The sequence below is a fragment of the Kosmotoga sp. DU53 genome, from assembly GCF_001639905.1.
In the GTDB taxonomy this organism is placed as follows: Bacteria; Thermotogota; Thermotogae; order Petrotogales; family Kosmotogaceae; genus Kosmotoga; species Kosmotoga olearia.
In genome coordinates, this window is sequence record NZ_JGCK01000042.1 from 1 (window position 1) to 18809 (window position 18809).

An 18809-nucleotide genomic window follows, 5' to 3' on the forward strand; every position below is an offset into this window, starting at 1 on the left:
CAGAATGGATAAAGATTTTCCATGATAAAGCCCTAACCATGGCATTGTTAGACAGAATTACACACAACGCTTTGATCCTCAATATGTCTGGAAGAAGTTACAGAAGAAGGGATATTTTAGAAGATACCTGAGGTGGGTAGCGGGTCATTTCCTTATGGCCCTCCCGGGTCAAAAACCTATTGACTTTATACATCCTTTACAAGGCATTTTGGCGATTTAGAGTTTCTCAAGATCCAAAGATAAAACAGACTCTGAACAAGAAAACCATACGGGACGTGATCCTGTATCTTAAAAAAGGTGGTACTGTCATGATATTTCCAGAAGGTTACTGGAACTGGGAAAAAAGACTTTACCCCGGAGTAGCTGTTGTTGCCCATAGAGCAAATGTACCGATCGTACCCGTTGGAATAGAGAATGGATATGTTTTCAGACCTGAACTTGATCATGAACCACCTCTAAAAGCTGTGAAACGTGTTATCAAAGATTACCGCAAACGTGGAACCATTACGGTCCATTTTGGTGAACCAATATATCCTGATCCGCTAAAAGAAGAAAAAGAAGATGTTGATCGAATGATGAAACTGATAGAGAGAAAATTCGGTGAGTACTACAATAGGTTCTACAACATGGAAGGCCCAAAGTGGATAGGATAACCTGTCCTCGTTTCGCAAAAAAACGGGTGGTATGACCACCCGTTCTTTAGCAACTTGAAATTTTATCAGAGTTTGTATTTTCTCAACAGGTCATCGAGGGCTTCTCTAAGAAGCGAAGATTCCGTTCTATTGAGCATTTTTGCCAATTTCGAGAGTCCATCGAGTTGAGACTTAAAATAATAATTGGATTTTAAGACCATTTTTTGTTCTCTTTCCATAGGTGCGAAGACTATCTGGTTCAATTTCTCCTTGGCTTTTCGCATTCCTTCTGAAAGGAGATTGAGTAATTTTTCTATTGACGAAGCGTTCCTTGGGTATTCCCCTACGGATCCGGAAACGGTGAAAGTGATCTCTTTTCCATTACATTCAACCTTCCCATCCTCGATAATCTGCCTTATTTCCTGTATTTCCATGAACAGATTTTCAAGGGAGTATTCAGTAGAGTATACGAAAAATTCGTCACCAAAACGTACAAAAGATACCTTTTCTGGAAGATTTTGTTTCAGGATTTCTCCAAAAAATTCCAGTACTTTGTCTCCACACTCACGCCCGAATTTCTCGTTTAGGGGCCCGAAGTTGTCTATGTCCAGATTTCCGATGGTGAGGCGCCCTCCTCTGGCTGCCTGTTCGAGTTCGAGTTTCCATTCATCAAAAGTCATAAAAAACCACCCCTTTATATATAGATATAGGTACATATATCAATATACATATTCAATATTTCCGATTCAGTTCATTTGTGTAAATTTGGGGTGAACTTAGTATTTATAGCAAAAAAGACAGGGGAGCCGTTTGGCTCCCCTGTCTTTTTTTATTAAGATTTAATACAGGTTACAGTACCGGTATATATCGAACGTATGGAACGTATATCGTGATTTTTTGACCCGGGTATATAAGATCAGGATTTTCGATCCAGGGATTCCATCTGAGAATGTCTTTAACGCTCACTCCATAGATCTTGGCAATCTTGCTGAGCGTATCACCGTAGGTGACTTCGTGAACCTTTTCAACGACGACGTGCCAATTGTTATCTGTTTGTGCCTCCACGACTTCGTGCTCCATTACATAATCCGCTATGAGTTCGGCAACTTCCATCATAACTTCTCTTACCACGGGTTTCCCTTTGAACATGGTGTAGCCACCGCCGCCACCTGCTCTGTAATTGTTGAGAACGATTTCGTATTCGGCTTCCATATCGATGGGTTTACCCTGGAATGTTAGTTCTACGATTCTGTCACCGACGGGCCTGTTGACGGCTATCGTGTAGTTTATGCCTTCCCACATGTCGTAGTTATAATGCCTTGGTTTGGGATCAACCCATGATTGGTTGACTTTTATTTGGTCATCTTCGAAAGCGAAGTAATCTGCGCTCTTTTCAAGGGCATCTTTTATGTCTTTACCCTTTACCCTTAGAACTTTCAATGTATTTGGATATATGTACACCGCGTTAATGTCTCTCAGTGTTATTGGGCCTTCTTTCCAGCCTTTTATATCGTTGTTGAAGAGAGCGGAAGAAGAGATCGGGGCAGCGCTGTAGTACATCTGGACTCTATTGATGAATTCTATCAATGGGTTATCTGCAAGACGTGCTATTAAAGGATCATCAATGTAGAAATCACCTTTTGCAAGTCCCACCGGCTGGTTGAGCCATTTCTGTACTTTGTCTTCGTAGGGCTGAACGAGTTCGAGAACTTCCTGATCGGCGTCAACAGTCTTTGAGCTGAGAAGTTCTACCTTTTTATCCACTACTTCCCATTTTCCGTTGGAATCGTCGAGAACGATGTCAATCTTACCGAGGGCTTTCCCCCAGTTTCTTGGCTGGGTAACAGCCACACCGTTGATGATTTCAGCTATTGATCTGTGCTGATGTCCGGTGAGAAGAGCATCGATTCCGGGCACTTCTTCGATCAACTGGTAGCCCTGATTTTCGCCAGTTAGTTCCTCTGTTGGTTCGCCCGTTTTTGGATCGCGTTCCAGTCCACCATGATAGCCAACTATCACCACATCGACGCCTTCCTCTTCCCTGAGGATTTTAACGTATTTTTTCGCTACTTCCACAGGATCAAGGAAATCCAGCTCAGCGATATTCTTCGGATCTTCCCAGTTAGGAATATACTTTGTAGTCAATCCCAGAATCCCGACCTTTACACCGTCAACTTCAGTGATCAGATACGGCTTGAAATAAGGTTCTTCGGTCCCTTTTTTGACTATATTGGCACTCAGGAATGGGAAGTTAGCTTCTGAAACAGCCTTGTTTAGAATATTCATGCCGTAGTTGAATTCGTGGTTTCCGAGTATGCTGCATTGATACCCCATGTAATTCATCACAAGAACCATAGGGTCTACAGGTTCGTTATCGATACGAGCGTGGTAATACTCCAAAGGAGTACCCTGAATCAGGTCACCCGTGTCGATGAGAAGAATGTTTGGATTTTCAGCTTTGACTGTTTTCACGAGGCTCTGGATCTTTCCAAGCCCGACGTAGTAAGGTTTGTTGGTGGCGTAGTTGATCGGGAAAATGTTTCCGTGTAAGTCGCTGGTGTGCAAGATCGTTAGAGTGATGGTTTTGGCAAGCAGCGACAAAGCGAGCAGGAGTATTAAAAATACCAAAAAGGTTTTCCTCATGCTTATTCCCCCCTGTCAGTTTTTTTTGGCAACAATATATTATACAAACTTATGGTTTAGCAGCAAAGTTTTGTGAGGAAGACTGTGTTACAGAATGGTTTCACTCGTTATTAGGCGCTTTTCTTATTGGGTATTAGATGTTATAATTTCCTTCGCTGCCGCATTTTTGTGTCTTCGATAGGTTCGCTATTTTGCTTGAACACTACGTTATTGACCCTTTTCTTCACCTTGGGAACCGCTCCGTCCGAAAGGAGGAGTTTTTTGTGCGTGGTCTAGCAATTGCCAGAGCCTCTTTCTTGCGGAACCAGGTTTACCTGTTGAATCACGTCGCTGCCAACATCGGAAGTTTTGTTTTTGGCTATATCTTCGTCTGTATATGGAAAGCCGTTCTTGGCGATTCACCCGAAGCCTCGACCATGATTACTTACGTTATGGTCAACCAATCTGCACTCTGGGTAACCATGTTTCTTCCGCGCGGTGCTTTTTTAATCCGTAAGGTTTACGATGGAACGATCGTGTTCGACCTCATTCGACCCTATGGCCTGATGTACCAGAGTTTCTTTGAAGTTCTTGGGCATATCGTTTATAACTTTGTTTTCAGATCATTGCCCATTTATCTCCTGGGAGTAACGTTACTTGGCGTGAAGTTTCCGGATGCAGGAAGGATAATTCCTTATATGGTATCGGTTTCCAATGCCTTTGTAATCTCATTTTTCATGAACTATTTTGTGGGCTTATGGATGGTCAAATTTCTTAACTACACAGCTGCTCAGGGAATGTACTACTTTTTTATGAACCTTTTCGGAGGATATTTTTTACCAGCACAGTACTATCCAGCATTCCTGAGAAAGATAATGCCGTTGCTCCCTTTCGCCTCAACAAGCTATATACCGGGAAGTGTTTATCTTGGAAAAATTGATCCCATTAAGGCTTTTGGGATCCAGTGGTTCTGGATACTCACGTTGGGGCTTACAGCTTTTGGACTTACCGAGCTTATAAAAAAAGAAATCAGGATCCAGGGGGGATAAAATGGGTGTATTCAAAGCTCTTCTTGTTGCAAGTTTGAAATCTCAAATCGAATACCGCGTCAATTTTTACGTTGATATGATCGTAAGCGGGCTCGCGATGTTCAGTGATTTTCTCATAATTGCGTTTATGATGCTTACCTTTAAAGATATGGGAGGATGGTCACTTTCCGAAGTAGCAATTATCTACTCGATCGTAGAAGCTGGTTGGGGGATCTTTAGAATTTTTGGAGACGGCATCCTTCGTTTCCAGGATTTGATCATCACCGGACGTTTTGATGCTATTCTTGTCAGGCCGATTTCAACGATCAAACAACTTATTCTCCAGCGAATAGAACTAAGACGAATGGGCGATATTATTCAGGCTGTGGGTCTCGGTGCATTTGGAATCACGTACGCTGGTATGTGGAATGTTAGATTCATTCTGTGGTATATCGTCCTGGTAGCTTTTTCAGCAGTTATTCATTTCTGCATCAATCTATTACTCGCAACGGTAGCTTTCTGGTCAGTTAGGAATGAAGATATCAGGGTTGTGGCTTTTTATTCTACAAAAGCGGCGGCAGCTTATCCGATAAGTATCTACGGCCCTTTTCTGAGAAATATACTTACCTTTGTTATTCCATTGGCAACCATTGCTTATTATCCTCTCGCCTATTTGTTGCACAAAACGAACGACATCTTTGCTCTCTTTGCCCCATTTATTACGGTTTCCGTGCTCGTCCCTGTAACATTTCTACTCTGGGGAACCGGAGTAAAACATTACACCAGCACGGGAACGTAGCGGTTACACAGGAGGTGATCATTATGGATGATTTTATTGAAGTGAAAGAGCTACAAAAAAATTACACGGTTTATGAAAGAACAGGACTGAAAAGGAAGAAAAGAATAGTTAGAGCATTGAGAAATGTAGATTTTACCGTAAAACGCGGAGAATTCCTCGGCTATATCGGTCCAAATGGTGCCGGAAAGTCAACTACAATCAAAATTTTGACCGGGATCATGGTTCCGGATCATGGAACGGTTAGGGTAGATAAATGGTGTCCCTGGAAAAACAGAAAAGAGTATGTGAAAAACATAGGGGTTGTTTTCGGCCAAAAAACGCAGATGTGGTGGGATCTTCCGGTAAAGGACACCTATACTTTGTTGAAAGCGCTTTACAAAGTTCCTGACGATAAATATAGGAAGCATATTAAATATCTTATTGAGAGGCTGCACCTATCTGAAATCTTGAATCAACCAGTCAGGCAGCTCAGTTTAGGACAGCGTATGCGTGCGGAGCTCGCGGCAGCAATGATCCACGATCCAGATATTTTATTTCTCGATGAACCGACAATCGGCCTGGATGTTGTTTCCAAACATAGAGTTCAGGATTTTTTGATGGAGCTAAACAGGCAAGGGAAGACAATATTCCTCACTACCCATGATTTGAAAGATATAGAGACCCTCTGCAACGAAATTTTGATCATAAACCACGGTACCCTCATTTACAAAGGAAAAGTCTCCGGATTGAAGGCGCTCACAGACATTCCGACGGTTATCAGGGCTACATTAAAAGAGTCCTACAAAAAAGTTCTCGCAGAAAGCCTTGAGTTCCTATCTGAGATAGGTGGAACATATCATCAGGAAAGGGACGAGATCGTTGTAAAACTACATAATAAAGAACGTCCTGGTGAAATTGCAAAGAGACTTTTTCAGAAGTTTGAGATTGAAGATTTCCGGGTGGAAGAACCTGATATAGAAGAGATCATAAAAGCCATTTACAGACAAAATTAGAAGGCAAAAAAACAGGTGGGGGGTGCCCACCTGTTTTTTATTATGTTTTCTATTTCTCAATCCTCAAGTTCTTCTACCAACGGTTTCTGTGATTTCGAGTTAGCAATAGCTTTTGCAGATTCATAAATCATCCAGGCGGTAATGAGCAATGTGACAACTGAGATGAATATCAGCAGCCAGTTCTGGGTTGCGATAAATTTATTCAGGTTGTAGAAGGTTGCCCATATTGTCATCGTCAGCATGAACACCATTGGAATAAGAGTAACGTAGAAAGGTCTCTTCTTCTTTGCGAGATAAACCGTTGCAATCATAAGAGCAAGACCGGCGAGAAGCTGGTTAAGAGCACCAAAGAGTGGCCAGAGTATGAGAGCACCCTTACCACCGGGCTTCAAGAAAGCGAGGACTGCTGCTGCAAAAACTACCACAAATGTTGCAACGTATCTATTGTCAAAGGGTTTGATAGTTTTACCTTTGCGGTTTTTCAAAAGTTCCTGCAACGAAAATCTCTGAATCCTCGTAGCTGAATCGAGAGTTGTCCCAGCAAAGGAGACGATGAAGACCGCCATGATGGAAGCGGCCAGATCTCTAGGTATACCGAGAGAAGCCATAAGGTTGGCAGATCCATCAACAACGGCCGCAAGCTTTGCACCAAGCCCACTCGCGCTCGCCCAGCTTGCATATCTTTCAGTGAATACCTGAGCGCCTCCTGACATACCGAGTCCGGCTGTAACGGCTATGATAACGAGTGTGGCAAGAACGCCTTCCAGAATCATTCCGCCGTACCCAACAGCCAGCGTATCCGTCTCTTTGTCAACCTGTTTTACCGTTGTTCCTGAAGCAGCCAGACTGTGGAATCCAGAAATCGCTCCACATGCGATAGTTATAAATAGCATTGGGAGTATTGGCGGGGCATCCGGGACGCTATTGAATGCAGGAGCCACTATGGTTGGGTGTGCCACAAATACGCCAGCCGTTAAGAGCCCCATAGCTATTAAGAGTTCGTGGGAGTTTATGTAATCCCTTGGCTGTAAGAGCCAGTGAACGGGAAGTGTCGAGGCTATGAAAACGTATACGAAGAGTATCAACGACCATGTGATAACGGATGATCCTGCTATTGGAGGAACCGTTATCGGGAGATACAGACCTATCCAGATCGTAACATACATGGCTATTATTGCTATGATTGACCATACGACATCGCTCTTGCCTTTTTTGTAAATCATGTAGGAAAGGAGCAAAGCTATGGGAATTTCCATCCAGACGGGGAATACTGATGCCGGGTACATGTTAAAAAGTATACCCATTATCATGGCGAATATGGCTATAACGATCCACAGCAAGAACTGGATGAGTATGAGGAATACAACAGCTGTTCGATTGCTTATGAGCCTCTTGTGAGTTCGCCTATGGTTTTCCCCTCATGCCTTGCAGAGATTACAAGGGCTGAGAAATCATGAACAGCTCCCATGAAGATCGAACCAAAGAAAACCCAGATAAAAGCTGGAACCCATCCCCAGATAACACCTATTGCGGGGCCAACTATCGGACCGGTACCGGCAATGGTTGTGAAGTGGTGCCCGAGTATAATATGACGCTTTGTGGGAACGTAATCGACCCCATCTTCGTACTTGTGGGAAGGCATCACGTTTTTGTTGTTTAGTTTGAAGATCTTGTTTCCTATCCATCTGCCGTAGGTGTTGTAGGCGATGATATACCCAACAAACGCGAGTATAGCCAGAAACAATGAGTTCATAAGCTCTCCTCCTCCATTGAGATTAGTAAACCCGCAACCTTAATTTTATTAATTGAATTTGTGAACGATCAATTCTTTTGGAGCAAAAGGCGCAGATTTTGGAGTGAAAGGCGGGCTAGAGGTGGAGGAGCTTCTTAATCTTACTTTTGTAGTTCTTTCCTATCGGGATTTCCTTTCCATTGGAAAGAGTGAGAAAGTATGAACGGCTTCCTGGCCATGAGGAGAAACGTCTAACTTTTTTTAGGTTTACAATAAATGACTTATGTACTCTTGCAAAAAAAGATGGAAGACTTGATTCTAATTCTGAGAGATTGTAACGATAAACTTCAAGCTCATCTTCTTTCGTGTGGAGATAAACTTTTTTATCCATAGACTCGAAATAGAAAATCTCTTCAAGATCAACCATCTCAAGAAGATTATCTTCTTTCACCGGAACTTTTTCCAGCACTCCCTCTTTAGCCAGAACCTTTTCGATGCGTTCAACTGTTACCGCGAACCTTTCCGGACTTACCGGTTTCATCAGGTAATCCACTGCATCAACTTCAAAAGCATCGAGAGCATATTCATCATAGGCAGATATGAAAACGACAAGGACCTTTTCTTCAAGTCGATTCAACAGTTCAACAAATTCAACTCCATTGAATCCAGGAAGCTGGATATCGAGAAAAACAACATTCGGTTTTTTTGTTTTAATTATGTCCAGGGCCTCTTCCGCCGAAGAAGCTTCGCCCATCACTTCAATATTTTGATAATCTTCGATAAGCTCGATAATTGCTTTCCTGGCGATTATTTCATCGTCGACAACGATAGCTTTTATATTCATAAGCTTTTGGCGTTTAGATTTTCAATTTCAAAACTCGGAGAAATAAACGCCTATGCCTCCCTTCTTCAAGCATACTTAGCTTATTTCACTAACCTTTTTCTTTGCCAGTGATTCCGGTATTCTTATCGTTATGGTCGTCCCTTTCATTGGTTTGCTATTAACTTCCAAATGGGCTTTTTCTCCGTACAGGTTAGACAATCTTTCCCTTATCAATTTTAACCCAATACCTGTTTGAAGCTTATTTTCATTTTCTATACCCTTTCCTGTGTCGAATATCAAGATCTCGACATTCCTTGATTTAACTTTCACACTGATTCTTACGAATAGCTTTTTGTTTGGTATCATGCCGTGCTTGATCGAGTTCTCTACTATCGGTTGGATTGTAAAAGGTGGAATCCAAAATGGTTCTTTGAGGTCCTTTTCCATTTTGAAGTCCAAAAGCTCGCCAAAACGGATTTTCATGAGTTGCAGGTAATTTCTTACAAAAGAGAGTTCGTCGTCCAGAGGAACGAAGGTTCTCTTTTCGCGAAGTGTATATCTCATCATTTCTGAGAGTTTTAGGATCATTTCTCTGGCTTTTTCTGAATCGTGCCTGGTTAGGTAAGCCAGAGCATTGAGTATGTTGAAAAGGAAATGAGGATCTGTTTTGGCTACAAGTTGCCTGTAACGCGCTTCCGCGTTGTCTCTGGCTTCTTTGCTGGTTTTTGAAAGTTCGAGTTCAAGAGAAAGTATCTGTCCAAGGCCCTTTGCAAAGGTTATCTCGTACTTCTCTATGTCATTTTCCTTTGTTTTGTATAACTTCAACGTTCCAATAGTCTCGCCATTTGTGAATTTTATGGGAATGAGAATGCCTCTGAACAGGGGACAGTTTTTATGACTGCAACCAATACCTGAACGGTGTTTTATTAGTCTAGCTTTACCTTTTTGAATGGTTAGTCTTGTGGATTCTGTGAGATTTGGATTTCCCGGGGTGTGGTGATCTTCGCCGGCGCCAACGTGACTCAGGATTTTTTCTCTTGTTGTGAGCGCTACAGCGTCAAAACTTGTCAATTTCTTTATCGTTTCACATATCTGTCTTGCTGTGGTCTCATTGAGTCCTTTATCTTTAAGACCTATCGTGTTCTCTACTATTTTGAATATCGATTGAGTGGTTTCTTCGGTTACATTCTCTTTTTCTATTTGGAGGTTTCTGAATATGAGTGAAAGCAATAAGACGCCGATTGAATTTCCTAAAACCATTGGAAGCAAAACAGTGGTCACTATGTCTGCGGCAATGTCTTTTGGGAAGGTTACCAGATAAACAAAGCCAAGGTGTAAAAATTCCATTCCAATTGTCAAGGGAACCACAAACTGAGGACGTAGAAGCTTCGGCCCGAAGAGTTTTCGTGAAAAACCTGTTAGAACACCAACCATGATGGTTGCTAATGAACACGATATCCCGGTAACTCCTCCAAGGGTCATCCTGTGAAGTCCAGCGATAAGGCCGCTTATAGTTCCGGATATCGGCCCGCCTATGACTGCTGCGATTATAACCCCCATATCTCGATAGTTTGTTATAGCCGTTTTATACTCTATTCCGAGAAAGGTTCCTATGATACCGAGAACTCCCCCAAGAATTCCTATAAAAATGGTTGATTGTGGTTTGGAACGTATGATTAGGTGTCTTTGAGAGAAAGAAAAAGTGAAAATAATATAGATGGTCATGGTGATTATGGCTACTCTCTCAATCAGGATGAAAGCGATGTTTTCAAACATACTCTCCCCCTAAACCGGATCTCCACTCATGCCTCTGTATCCAAATTCGTCGCTGGCTATGATAAACACCTTTTGTCCTGAGGCTTTGAGTTTTTTAAAAAGTTTCTTTGCTTCCTTTCTGGGGTTCTCAACGACTTTAACATCGCAATAGAGAAGTTCTTTGATGAATTCTGTCGCCGCTCCTACAGGTTCCCTGCTAACGAAGAAAATAAATTTTGTTGAAAACCCTTTTTCAAAGTAGTCTTTGATAGCTCTAAAATCTTCAACTCCCGCTAATCGCCCATAAATTATTGCAACCTGGTACTCTGCCACTTTATCTCCTCCGTTTGGTTCAGCAAGAACAAATTTATTATACACTAGCTGTAATTTGAACCTTTATCGCGTATCATTATTTCTCATTTGCGTTACTTTAAGTGCCAAGAAAGATTATCCCTCTTTTTTGAGTAGATTTATTTTTGACGCAACGTTCCCTTTTCGAGTAGATTTTTTTTGAAGCAATTCGTTTTCTTGACTTTCATGGTGGAAAAGTAGTATAATAAATATAGCAATTTAGATGCGTTATAAATTGTAACAATTAAAAATTGGAGGTGAGTTTTATGGAAGAAAGAATCCCATTGATAGGAGAAAAGTTCCCTGAATTAGAGGTACAAACAACACATGGTGTTATGAAACTTCCTGACGTCTTTGAAGGCAAATGGTTCATTCTCTTCAGCCATCCAGCAGATTTTACGCCGGTTTGTACGACCGAATTTGTTGCTTTCCAAAAGCGATACGATGAGTTCAAAAAGCTAAACACTGAATTAATAGGTTTGAGCATTGACCAGGTGTTCTCCCACATTAAATGGGTTGAATGGATCAAGGACAATCTTAATGTAGAGATTAAATTCCCTATAATCGCGGATGATACTGGGAAAGTTGCTTCCAAGCTTGGACTAATCCATCCCGGAAAAGGCACGAATACTGTCAGGGCTGTTTTCATCGTTGATCCAAAAGGAATTATCCGTGCCATACTTTACTACCCGCAGGAACTCGGCAGAAACGTTGACGAAATCTTAAGAATGACCAAAGGATTCCAGGTTTCTGACGATAAGGGTGTTGCTATTCCAGCGAATTGGCCAAACAATGAGCTTATTGGCGATGAAGTTATTGTTCCACCTGCAAGCGACATAGAAACTGCAGAAAAGAGAAAAGAAGAATATCAATGCTTTGATTGGTGGTTCTGTCACAAAAAAGTCGATTGATCAATTTCAGTTACCCCCTGAGCGAAAAACTCGGCCACAGGCGAGGTTGAAAAGCCTCGCCTTTCTTTATTTTTTGAGGTTATTGTATTTTTCTTTAAATTCCGAAAGCACTTTTTCAAATTCCAGAATATGGGAAGCAGCTTCATCGAGAAACATCATTCCAGAATCTGTTATACGGTAAATCTTTTTTGCTGGACCGGGAGCGGAAGTATCCCAATCGGCAATTACAAAACCATTCATTTCCAGTTCTGCAAGTAAACGATAAAGGTTTCCCATGTTACTGATTCCTTGTTTCGCCAAACCCAGCTCACGGAGTCTCTCAGATAACTCATATCCATGGCCAGGCTTTTCAGCTATCAAAAGTAACAAAAACACGCTTTGCCACCAGCGCCACATTCCTCTACCTCTACCAAAACCAGGCATATACATCACTCCTAATTTATCCTGGGATGAAAATAATGGGTTGGGATCATTTGATCCCAACCCAATTATACATAGATTCAGTTTATCATTCAGCCCTAAGTTTTCTTATAGCAGCTTCAGCTGCAGTTATAATTGGATATACAGTGGGAGCAGATGTCAAAAGTGGGTGGGTGCCTATCTGCATGGTTACCAGATCGTTAGCCGTAACTCCCATTTGTAAGCCAAGACCAAGAATATTTATCATTTCGCCTACACTCTTTCCACCAGCTATCTGCGCACCAAGCAGTATTCCGCTTTCTTTAGAAAAAGTCAACATTACATAAAGGCTGCTTTTATCTGGAAGTGTACCAGGATGCCTATCTATGCTTTTTGCCTCTCCAACAACGCATTCGAAACCTTCCTCGCAAGCCGTTTTGTATGTCATTCCAGCAGCCCCAAGGGTCAATCCTTCAACCGAGGTTGAGAATACTCCCAGATTTCCATGATTCTCTCTCACGACTTTAAGAGTGTAAAGATTTGCTCCGGCAACTCTCGCGTCAAATGCGGCTGTGGATGCCAGCATGAGTTTACTTGGTTTTCTGGTGAAGAAATCTTTGTGTTCTGCACAGTCTCCAACAGCGAAAACATCTTTAACACTGGTTCTCATGTATTCATCTACCCAGATGGAACCACTGTATCCGAGATGGATAGGAAGCTTCTTCACAAGTTCAGTATTCGGTTTGTACCCAACAGCAAAAATAACCATGTCCGTTGGAAGTTTTTCACCACTGGAAAGTTCAACACCTTCGACCTTATCTGTTCCAAGAATCTTTGTCACAAGGGTATCGGTCATTACAACGACATTCTTTTCTTTAAGATTTTCTTCCATCAACTTGCCAAATGATTCGTCGAAAGCAGCGGGAAGGAGATGATGCTTTGCTTCAATTATTGTAACTTTCTTCCCCATCTTTCTGATTTCATCGCCAACTTCAACGCCGATGAATCCTCCACCAAGGATTGTTACATTGTCCGCTTTCTTAGCCGCTTCATAAACCTTCTCTATTTCTTCTTTGTTTTTTGGAATTGCGTAAACGCCGTTTAATTCCGCTCCTTCTATTTTTGGGATAACCGGTATGGAACCAGTAGCGAAAACGAGTTTATCATACTGGATACTTTCGCCTGAAGCTGTCTCTACTATTTTGGCTTCAAAATCTACGCCGATAACCTCCGCAGTCATGAATTCCACACCGAGGTTTTCTGCGGGTTTGGTTCCCATTATGTTGCCGTCAACCGAACCTATGGTACCAAAAATGTACGGAATACCACAGGGAACAAGTCCGACGTTTTCTTTTCTGATTATCAGAATCTCCTTGTCTGGATAGGTTTTCTTTGCTGTTGTTGCGGTAACAAGCCCGGCGGGGCCTCCACCGATTATGACAACATCTTTTTTCATAAAAATTACCCCTCCTCCATAAATCTGTAGAATACAATTCCATTGTAGACAATCTTCTTTACATGAACAAGATCTTCAAACTCCCTTAGAAATTGTTTGCAATTAATTTTTCTTTGTTCCAAAAAACTACATATATCGTTTCTTGACATTGGATGACGCTTTATAATCTCGAGAAGAGCACTTTCAGCATTACTTTCCGAAGAAACAAATTTTCCGGAAGTACCTTTTTCGATGCTTGTAGCATTTAATAACTCCCGTGCTCGCTTTATCGTTGACTCATCGGGTTTTTCAATCCATGGTTCTGCTGGAGGACGTAGCGGAACATTGACATACACCCTATCTGGTTTTAGTTTTGCGATCCGCTCAGCTAATTTTTCCTGTTGTTCTTTAGAGTCGTTCAGCCCCTTTATGAGCATAACTTCGAGCCATATTTCACCTGGAAATGAATTTCTTAATTCAAGGAGGCCTCTATAAACCTTCTCAAAACTCAATTTGCCAAATGGTCTGTTGATGCGTTTGAAGCTTTCCTCATCCCAGGCATCAAGAGTGGGCATTATAATATCCGCTTGTCTGACTTCATTTCTTACATTTTCATCGTAACACAAAGAGCCGTTGGTAATGACCACAACGGGTTTTTTTGATAATCTCTTTATCCCGGATATTATGATATCTATGGTCTATACAACAACGGCTCTCCTTCCGAAACGAGGGTTATAACATCATATTCGTTCTCGATGTGCACTTTTAAAAATTCTTCGAGTTCACCCAAAATTTCGTTTGGAGGGTAAAAGCTTTGTCTTGTGTTGCATATTTTCGTAGTTCTTCCAAGTTGGCAGTAAACACAGGAATAATTGCAGACCTTGAAAGGAACGGTGCTCACACCGAGGGATCTTCCCAGTCTTCGTGAAGGGACGATTCCATAAACATGTCTCGAATTCTTATTTCTGGCGTTGGGGTGGTTCATATGGCTCCGCCTCGCCCCCGACCAATTCCTCTTCCAAATCCGCGTCCCATGCTGCGGCCTCGGCGCCGTCCTCCTCCTCCTCCTATTCCTCTTCCACGTAGAAAGGGGTTTTCAGAATTGGGATGGATTGCGTTTTTGGGGCATACATCAAAACACTTTCCGCAGCGCGTACAGACGGAATTGTCTATCACGGCTTTTCTGTCTTTCATTTTAATTGCGTTCTCAACCGGGCAAGCCTGTACACAAAGGCCGCACCCGATACAATCGTTTTCTTTAACCCACGGCATTGAACTACCTCCTCATCCATGGGAAGGGCCGGGAGTTTCAAGTGCTGAGAGATCACCATTCATAGCGCTTTCTATGTTCTCCCTGGCTGTTCCCTCCTTTGCAATTAAAACCTTCATTCCGACCTGTTTCAGTGCGGAAAAAGCATTTTGACCAACATTTTTTGCTATAAGGACTTCGGCTCCTTTGCTTGCCAGAGTTTCAACCATTTTTGGGCCGGCACCGTGAGCCTGAGTTCCTTCATTTTCAAAAAATTCCGCTTCTTCTGTGTCTGAATCGTATATAACGAAAAAGGCTGCTCTTGCGAATCTATCATCAACCTCCGCATCAAGGCTCTTATCTTTAACTGGCAAAGCGTACTTCATCTTCTATTCACCTCCAGGTTCTAAAGAATCAATGATTATGGAACTTCTTATCAGGTTCATAATTAACACTTTTCAACTGCCCTTCAAGATAACCATCAATAATTTCTTTTAGAGAACCACTTGCGCCTGTCAACACTTCAACACCAAAACTGCTGAAAAAAGCTTTAGCTCTAGCACCCATTCCCCGAGCTATAAGAACTTTCGCACCCTTTCGATAAATATACTCGGGAATCTCACCTGGTCCATGATCTTCAAATGGATTGGGTTCAATTTCCACTGAAGAAATTTTATTGTCTTCAACTTTTACAAAAGCAAAGTATGGAGCATGCCCAAAGTGTTCAGAAATCATAGCTTCAAGACCAGCATCATTCATTACAGGAACAGCAATAATCACAGTTCCACCTCCTAACTAAGTTTGTCTTTGATTTTTTTGTATAGCTCCCTTATTGCTTTGGCGGCTTTTGAATTTTCGTTAATAACTACGGGTTGCGCTTTTATAGTCGCTTCGCGCACCATGGGATCGAAAGGTATTTTCCCAAGAATCTCAATGCTTTCTTTTTTGCACCAGTCAATAATCTCCTGGGTCTTATCCTGGTTGAGGTCAAATTTGTTTATCACGATCCCAAATTTCCTTCTAAAATGACGGACAGTTTGAACAATTCTGTCGAGATCATGGAGCCCTGAGACTGTAGGTTCCGCAACAATAACAACGTAATTCGCTCCAGTAATAGAAGAGGTAGCGGCACATCCGATACCTGGGGAGCCATCTATTATGATCGTTTCCCTTTTCTCATCTTCTGCAGCCTTCAAGGCCAATTTTCTTACTTCGGCTATCAATCCACCGGAGGTTTCTTCCCCGGGATCGAGTAGTGCATGGCTTAACGGAAGATCATCGACTTTCGAAAGGTAATAAACACCAGAACGGTTGTCATTTAAGGAGATTGCATTTATCGGGCAGGTGAGAACGCATGCTCCACAACCTTCACAGGCGTATGGATCCACAGAATAAGGATTTCCAGGTCTTATGGCATCGAAGCGGCAGGTTCGTTCGCATATGCCGCAAGCAATACAAGTATCATTTATTTCAGCTTTTTTCCCGCCGATATACTCATGAGTTTCAAGGGTTTCTGGTTTCATAAGAAGATGAAGGTTCGGCGCGTCCACATCACAATCAGCCATTACATGATTATCGAAAAGATATGAAAGCGAGCCGGAAAGAGTCGTTTTTCCTGTTCCGCCTTTTCCACTAACAATGGCTATTTGCTTCATTTCTTCATCACTCCGGTTATGCTATCAAAGAGTTTTTCGAAGTGTCTAAACCACTCAGGGTTTTCCTTTGTAAAGAGAAGTCCGCGAGAGTAGTATTCTGCTATATCTCTATCAAAGGGAATCCTATCTAAAACTGGAATGTCTTTTTCTTTTGCGAATTTCTCTACTTCAGTGTAATCATCAGATGCTCTATTTACTATGATTCCCATGGGAATTTTCATTTCTTCCACAACATCTACCGCCAGTCTTAGATCGTGCAGTCCAAAAGGAGTTGCTTCGGTTACCATAAGCGCAAAATCGGTGCCTCGCAATGTTTCAACAACAGGACAGGAAGTTCCTGGTGGCGCATCTATAATCGTTATCCGGGAACCATCTATATGTTTTTTCAACTGACGTATAACCCTGACACCAGAAGGTTCTCCTATATTCAACAATCCCATTCCAAAGGATAGGTTTTCATCTACTTTACCGAGTTTAATAACGCCAATCTCCTTCGGTACTTCATATATTGCTTTTGTTGGGCATACTATCGAACATGCCCCACAACCATGGCAAAGATTGTCAAAAACCATTACACCCGTTTTGAAAACAGATATAGCACCAAACTGGCAAACTCTACCACATTCACCACATAGAGTACATTTTTCTTTATTCACCCTTGGAAGCAAAAGAGAAACCTGTTCCTGATTCTCGAACTCTATTTCAAAGAAAAGATGGGAATTTGGTTCTTCTACGTCAGTATCGAGAAGTTGAACTGACATTGTTCTCGAAAGAGTCCACGCTAGATTTGTTGCTATAGTAGTTTTCCCTGTTCCACCTTTTCCACTGAGAACAGCTATTACCAAGATTCAACCCTCCTAAAAAAAGATTGTACGATTAGAGGTATACTCTTCACATAAAAAAAGAGGCCTTGATGAGTCTTGGTTGATATCTGGCGGTAATGTGTAGCTCAGCATTTGGAGGCCTCTTTCAAAACATGAATGTTTTGCCCAAACTATTATAATCATCCATGGCCCCAACCTCTGCCACGGCCGTAGCCTCTTCTAAAACCCAATCCGGCTCTCTTGCCGTACCATCCATGTCTCCAGGCCAAACCAGGTCCTCTGAGTCCGGACCATCCATAGCGTGAAATGTAAGGGTTGAACCATACAGAACTTCTTATAGGAGAAAAGTCTCTACCAGAGTAAAATCTTGTTGAGCACCAACCAAGGCCACGCCCGGTCATTGGACCATATCCCATTGGGCCCGATCCATCACCAAAGGGCATTTTTTCACCTCCCCTGATCCTGAAGTCCTTTCAGTCTTCTTTCAACTTCAGCCAATTCTTCTTCAAGGAATGCTTTGTATTCCATTAACATTTGCTCTTCTTCCCTGGGATCCGGTCTCCATGAGCCATAAGGGTCATATGCAGAACCACGAAAACAATCAGGTTCGGGACCATAACCATATCCGTAACCACCATAGCCCCAACCAGCCGTTCTACCGTAACCTCTTCCGTAGCCTCTGCCAAAGCCGCGTCCATAGCCTCTACCGTAACCTCTTCCGAAACCATTTGGCATATAATTCACCTCCTTGAATTGTATCATATATATGTGTTCTACATATATAATACTACCACATTCCTCTTGATGTCAAGGCGCGTTTTGGAGATCATAAAACATGACGCTCGCGAGGCTGTCAGATTGTAAAACGACGCGAACCGCAAGCGGTTGTTGCGAACTCTTTCAGAGTTGTTTCGAACCACTATGTGGTTGCTACGAACTGCTTCGCAGCGATAAAAACCGTTGTAGGTTGTGCGTAAGAATCGAGAGAAAACGCGGACCGTACCATCTTCTCACAAAACAGTCATTCTGGAGATGTTCCATCCAGAATCTTGTTTTCAGGACCAGATCCTGAATCAAGTTCAGGATCTACAAGGGCCTCTCTATACCCCAAACGCTCTTGGACTATCGATTCTTACGTACAATCCACAACGTACAACCCGCAACGATTTTATATTCTCGGGTTCTCGATTCTCGGCTCTCGAGTTTTATACAGCATGCTGTGCCCCTACAGCAATGGTTTTCAATTGTCACCGGCTTGACCCCCAAATATTGGACAAAAGCAGACCAACATCAAGGATTTACGTACACAGGCTCGTTTTGGCTGGAGAATTCAGTATAGTATCTTGGTGTTTGGTATTTCAATGACCCATGAGGTCTCAGGTTGTTGTAAAAAGACAGATATACCTTTAGTTTTTCACACAAGTCTTCAAGATTCTTGAATTCGTTGTTTCTTACGAATTCCCTTTTCAAAGAAGAGAATGACGATTCAATAAATGCTTGCGAATCCGGATTCCTTACTATTCCAAATTCATGGATTATATTTTCTTCATTCATGTATATTCCCGTATCTAATGCTTTAAATTGGCTTCCGTTATCCGTTCT

At 42.1% G+C, this 18809-nt stretch carries 22 protein-coding genes and 1 pseudogene; 6 read left to right on the forward strand and 17 right to left on the reverse strand.

Annotation, left to right across the window (positions count from 1 at the left end; translation table 11 throughout):
• Together DU53_RS12150 and DU53_RS05835 are read left to right on the forward strand one after the other, a co-directional pair.
• A partial coding sequence (locus tag DU53_RS12150; RefSeq protein ID WP_235599731.1) for an ATP-binding protein occupies positions 1–131 on the forward strand: 131 nt, incomplete at its 5' end.
• A 177-nt stretch (positions 132–308) separates the two neighbouring features.
• Positions 309–653, forward strand: coding sequence for a 1-acyl-sn-glycerol-3-phosphate acyltransferase (locus tag DU53_RS05835; protein WP_063727975.1), 345 nt, complete (start codon positions 309–311; stop codon positions 651–653).
• Positions 654–718: 65 nt separating this feature from the next.
• Here DU53_RS05835 and DU53_RS05840 read toward each other — a convergent pair whose 3' ends face one another.
• Together DU53_RS05840 and DU53_RS05845 are read right to left on the reverse strand one after the other, a co-directional pair.
• On the reverse strand, positions 719–1312 hold the full coding sequence (locus DU53_RS05840) for a GGDEF domain-containing protein (RefSeq protein ID WP_063727977.1): 594 nt from the start codon (positions 1310–1312) through the stop codon (positions 719–721).
• A gap of 169 nt (positions 1313–1481) precedes the next feature.
• Positions 1482–3275: a 5'-nucleotidase C-terminal domain-containing protein gene (locus DU53_RS05845; RefSeq protein WP_063727979.1), complete on the reverse strand. Its 1794-nt coding sequence runs from the start codon at positions 3273–3275 to the stop codon at positions 1482–1484.
• A 263-nt stretch (positions 3276–3538) separates the two neighbouring features.
• On the opposite strand from DU53_RS05845, the gene DU53_RS05850 reads away from it, so the two are divergent.
• From DU53_RS05850 to DU53_RS05860, 3 genes are read left to right on the forward strand one after another with little or no spacing between them, the layout of a single operon-like run.
• Positions 3539–4303, forward strand: a complete 765-nt coding sequence (locus DU53_RS05850) for an ABC-2 family transporter protein (RefSeq protein ID WP_015868474.1) — start codon at positions 3539–3541, stop codon at positions 4301–4303.
• Position 4304: 1 nt separating this feature from the next.
• Positions 4305–5081: an ABC transporter permease gene (locus DU53_RS05855; RefSeq protein WP_015868475.1), complete on the forward strand. Its 777-nt coding sequence runs from the start codon at positions 4305–4307 to the stop codon at positions 5079–5081.
• Positions 5082–5104: 23 nt separating this feature from the next.
• Positions 5105–6073, forward strand: coding sequence for an ATP-binding cassette domain-containing protein (locus tag DU53_RS05860; RefSeq protein ID WP_063727981.1), 969 nt, complete (start codon positions 5105–5107; stop codon positions 6071–6073).
• A 56-nt stretch (positions 6074–6129) separates the two neighbouring features.
• Here the strand turns inward: DU53_RS05860 and DU53_RS05865 are convergent.
• From DU53_RS05865 to DU53_RS05880, 4 genes and pseudogenes are all read right to left on the reverse strand, one after another.
• A pseudogene (locus DU53_RS05865) lies at positions 6130–7826 on the reverse strand (carbon starvation protein A).
• A 115-nt stretch (positions 7827–7941) separates the two neighbouring features.
• On the reverse strand, positions 7942–8649 hold the full coding sequence (locus DU53_RS05870) for a LytTR family DNA-binding domain-containing protein (RefSeq protein WP_015868478.1): 708 nt from the start codon (positions 8647–8649) through the stop codon (positions 7942–7944).
• 75 nt (positions 8650–8724) lie between these two features.
• Positions 8725–10404: a LytS/YhcK type 5TM receptor domain-containing protein gene (locus DU53_RS05875; RefSeq protein ID WP_063727982.1), complete on the reverse strand. Its 1680-nt coding sequence runs from the start codon at positions 10402–10404 to the stop codon at positions 8725–8727.
• Between the two features lie 9 nt (positions 10405–10413).
• Positions 10414–10716, reverse strand: a complete 303-nt coding sequence (locus DU53_RS05880; protein ID WP_015868480.1) for a hypothetical protein — start codon at positions 10714–10716, stop codon at positions 10414–10416.
• A 284-nt stretch (positions 10717–11000) separates the two neighbouring features.
• On the opposite strand from DU53_RS05880, the gene DU53_RS05885 reads away from it, so the two are divergent.
• Positions 11001–11645, forward strand: coding sequence for a peroxiredoxin (locus DU53_RS05885; RefSeq protein WP_063727985.1), 645 nt, complete (start codon positions 11001–11003; stop codon positions 11643–11645).
• Between the two features lie 66 nt (positions 11646–11711).
• On the opposite strand, the gene DU53_RS05890 is transcribed toward DU53_RS05885, so the two are convergent.
• From DU53_RS05890 to DU53_RS05940, 11 genes are all read right to left on the reverse strand, one after another.
• On the reverse strand, positions 11712–12068 hold the full coding sequence (locus DU53_RS05890; RefSeq protein ID WP_063727986.1) for a PadR family transcriptional regulator: 357 nt from the start codon (positions 12066–12068) through the stop codon (positions 11712–11714).
• A gap of 85 nt (positions 12069–12153) precedes the next feature.
• On the reverse strand, positions 12154–13500 hold the full coding sequence (locus tag DU53_RS05895) for an FAD-dependent oxidoreductase (protein ID WP_063727989.1): 1347 nt from the start codon (positions 13498–13500) through the stop codon (positions 12154–12156).
• Between the two features lie 5 nt (positions 13501–13505).
• On the reverse strand, positions 13506–14126 hold the full coding sequence (locus tag DU53_RS12825; RefSeq protein ID WP_235599730.1) for a hypothetical protein: 621 nt from the start codon (positions 14124–14126) through the stop codon (positions 13506–13508).
• A gap of 334 nt (positions 14127–14460) precedes the next feature.
• Positions 14461–14751 (reverse strand): DUF362 domain-containing protein, encoded by a 291-nt coding sequence (locus tag DU53_RS05905; RefSeq protein ID WP_063727990.1) that lies wholly within the window; start codon positions 14749–14751, stop codon positions 14461–14463.
• Positions 14752–14763: 12 nt separating this feature from the next.
• Complete coding sequence (locus DU53_RS05910) at positions 14764–15114, reverse strand: NifB/NifX family molybdenum-iron cluster-binding protein (RefSeq protein WP_063727991.1); 351 nt, start codon at positions 15112–15114, stop codon at positions 14764–14766.
• 28 nt (positions 15115–15142) lie between these two features.
• Positions 15143–15508, reverse strand: a complete 366-nt coding sequence (locus DU53_RS05915) for a NifB/NifX family molybdenum-iron cluster-binding protein (protein WP_063727992.1) — start codon at positions 15506–15508, stop codon at positions 15143–15145.
• A gap of 11 nt (positions 15509–15519) precedes the next feature.
• Entirely contained in the window at positions 15520–16383 is an 864-nt protein-coding gene (locus tag DU53_RS05920) for an ATP-binding protein (RefSeq protein ID WP_063727993.1), read from the reverse strand.
• On the reverse strand, positions 16380–17228 hold the full coding sequence (locus DU53_RS05925; protein WP_063727995.1) for an ATP-binding protein: 849 nt from the start codon (positions 17226–17228) through the stop codon (positions 16380–16382). The genes DU53_RS05920 and DU53_RS05925 overlap by 4 nt, the downstream gene beginning before the upstream one ends.
• A gap of 158 nt (positions 17229–17386) precedes the next feature.
• Entirely contained in the window at positions 17387–17650 is a 264-nt protein-coding gene (locus tag DU53_RS05930; protein WP_063727997.1) for a DUF5320 domain-containing protein, read from the reverse strand.
• Positions 17651–17654: 4 nt separating this feature from the next.
• Positions 17655–17942 (reverse strand): DUF5320 family protein, encoded by a 288-nt coding sequence (locus DU53_RS05935; protein WP_063727999.1) that lies wholly within the window; start codon positions 17940–17942, stop codon positions 17655–17657.
• A gap of 555 nt (positions 17943–18497) precedes the next feature.
• The coding region (locus DU53_RS05940; RefSeq protein ID WP_153020827.1) for an integrase core domain-containing protein at positions 18498–18809 on the reverse strand (312 nt) is incomplete at its 5' end.